Origin of the sequence: Flavobacterium sp. UBA4854 (genome assembly GCF_002399805.1) — a bacterium.
Lineage (GTDB): Bacteria > Bacteroidota > Bacteroidia > Flavobacteriales > Flavobacteriaceae > Flavobacterium > Flavobacterium ginsengisoli.
Genome location: NZ_DHEI01000115.1, coordinates 2401 through 4958, shown reverse-complemented (window position 1 = coordinate 4958; position 2558 = coordinate 2401). Strand labels below are relative to the sequence as shown.

3 protein-coding genes are annotated in these 2558 nt (G+C 33.7%); all 3 read left to right on the top strand.

What is annotated here, in order from left to right:
* On the top strand, positions 1-834 hold an 834-nt coding region (locus B3J44_RS17230), incomplete at its 5' end, for a MiaB/RimO family radical SAM methylthiotransferase (protein WP_286969926.1).
* A 43-nt stretch (positions 835-877) separates the two neighbouring features.
* Complete coding sequence (locus tag B3J44_RS17225; RefSeq protein ID WP_286969924.1) at positions 878-1438, top strand: hypothetical protein; 561 nt, start codon at positions 878-880, stop codon at positions 1436-1438.
* A gap of 28 nt (positions 1439-1466) precedes the next feature.
* Positions 1467-2372 carry an N-acetylmuramoyl-L-alanine amidase gene (locus tag B3J44_RS17220; protein ID WP_286969922.1) on the top strand — a complete coding sequence of 302 codons (906 nt, stop codon included), beginning with the start codon at positions 1467-1469 and terminating at the stop codon, positions 2370-2372.
* The last annotated feature ends 186 nt before the right edge of the window (positions 2373-2558 follow it).

Sequence of the window (2558 nt, the reverse complement as noted above, 5' to 3'; positions counted from 1 at the left end):
ATTCCTTTAATGAGAGGTTCTCACGTTTCTCAGCCAATTGAAAAATTAGTTAAAGAAGCTCAAGGCTTAGCTAAAAACGGAGTTAAAGAATTAATCTTAATTGCTCAAGACTTAACTTATTATGGTCTTGATCTTTATAAAAAGAGAAATCTTGCTGAATTACTGGAAGCCTTGGTAAAAGTAGAAGGAATTGAATGGATTCGTTTACACTATGCCTTCCCTACTGGTTTCCCTATGGATGTTTTGGAAGTAATGAAACGCGAACCTAAAATCTGTAACTACATTGATATTCCGTTACAGCATATTTCTGACTCAATTTTGAAATCAATGCGTCGCGGTACAACTCAGGCTAAAACAACTCAATTATTAAAAGATTTCCGTGCTGCTGTTCCTGGAATGGCAATTAGAACTACTTTAATTGTTGGTTATCCAGGTGAAACTCAAGAAGATTTTGAAATTTTGAAAGATTTTGTTCAAGAAATGAAATTTGACAGAATGGGATGTTTTGCTTATTCTCACGAAGAAAATACTCATGCTTATTTATTAGAAGATGATGTTCCTGATGATGTAAAACAAGCAAGAGCAAATGAAATCATGGAACTTCAATCGCAAATTTCTTGGGACTTGAATCAAGAAAAAGTAGGTAAAGTTTACAAATGCATTATTGACAGAAAAGAAGGCGCGCATTTTGTAGGGCGTACAGAGTTTGATAGTCCAGATGTTGACAACGAAGTTCTAATTGATGCTTCTAAGCATTATGTTAAAACTGGTGAATTTGTTAATATAAAAATAATTGAAGCAACAGAATTTGATTTATACGGAGAACCTGCTTAAATTTACGCTGAACAATTGTTAAATCACAGATAAAAATACTTTTATGAAACGCTTTCAAATCTTATTTATTTTAGTTTTTGGCCTTTTAAGCTTTACTGCTTCTGCCCAATATGGCGGATACAACAATGGTTATGGTAATGGTTATGGTGGTGGCTACGGAAGAGGCGGCGGAATGGGCATGGATAGAAGTATGATGGCTGGACCACAACAAAGCACACCAAGCAAGCCTAAAGAAACTCCTCCAGAAGAAATTGCGGCAATAATCATGGATCAAATGAAGCCTCAAGTAAATCTAGATGAGTTGCAAGCAATTGCTATTTCAAATGTTTTGGCAGAAAGCATAAGAGAGCAAGGTATTTTATTGAAAAATGAAAGCAGCAGTCAAGACCAAAAAATTGAGCAGATTAAAGCTTTAAAAGAAAGCACTGATAAAAAAATCTCTGCTTTTTTAAATCCTGATCAAATTGAAAAGTATAAAACTTTCATGGACAATTTTAAAGACATGAAAAAATCTAAATCTAAATCTAAAAAGAAAAAAGATAAAGATTCTAAAGAAGATGCCGAACAAGTAAAAGACGCCCCAGATACGAAAATTTCAGAATAATCGTTATTAACTTATAAAACAACGAATTATGACAAAAAAACATTTTTGTTATCTGATTTTGGCTATTATAATCAGCTCTTGTTCTACAAATCCGTACAAGAATACTGAAAAGGCTTATGATCAGCAGCTGAAAACTTTAGAAAACCAGATTACAAGCAAAGAAGCAAAATCAATTCCTGCTGTTCCGCCTTTAGCAATTGACACTTCTTATGCGCAACAACTGGGAATTGTGAAAGACACTTTATCTAAAACAGGTTCTACTTATTTGGTAAACGGAATAAACACAGAATGGGTTGGTACAGTAAATTTTAATTTAAGAAAACCAAGTTTTGTTATTATTCACCATACTGCGCAAGATTCGCTGCAACAGACGATTAACACTTTTACAAAAACCAAAACTCAAGTAAGCGCCCACTACATCATTTCTGAAAACGGAAAAGTTGTACAGATGCTTAATGATTATCTAAGAGCATGGCATGCCGGAAATTCGACTTGGGGAAAAACAACAGATTTAAATTCTTGTTCTATTGGAATCGAATTAGATAATAATGGCTTCAAACCTTTTACTGAAGCGCAAATTAATAGTTTGATTGCTTTATTGACCAAATTGAAAAAGGATTATAACATTCCGACTCAAAACTTTTTAGGTCATGCTGATATTGCACCTGGAAGAAAGCAGGATCCGAGCGCACTATTTCCTTGGAAAATATTAGCCGAAAAAGGATTTGGAATTTGGCCAGATGAAGTCTTAGAACCTGCGCCGTTTGATTTTAAAATTGAACCAGCACTGAGAATAATAGGCTATAACACCAAAAATTTAACTGCGGCTATTCAAGCATTTAAACTACATTATATTCAAACTGATGCAACTTCAGTTTTAGATAGAAAAACAATCGATACGATTTATTCGATATATAAAAAACAGGTTCAATAAAGAATCTCAATCAATTAAAATAAAAAAAAGCGTTTCTATATAATTTAGAAACGCTTTTTTTTCGGGCATGTTGAGTAATACGAAGAAAAAAGGCAGAGACACGGGATTTAAAACCTCAAAACTAGAAACCTCAAGCTAGAAACCTCAAGCTAGAAACCTCAAGCTAGAAACCTCAAACTAGAAACC

Excerpts from the sequence above, each read along its gene's own strand:
- B3J44_RS17225 (WP_286969924.1), top strand. The coding sequence starts at position 878 with ATGAAACGCTTTCAAATCTTATTTATTTTAGTTTTTGGCCTTTTAAGC.
- B3J44_RS17220 (WP_286969922.1), top strand. The coding sequence starts at position 1,467 with ATGACAAAAAAACATTTTTGTTATCTGATTTTGGCTATTATAATCAGC.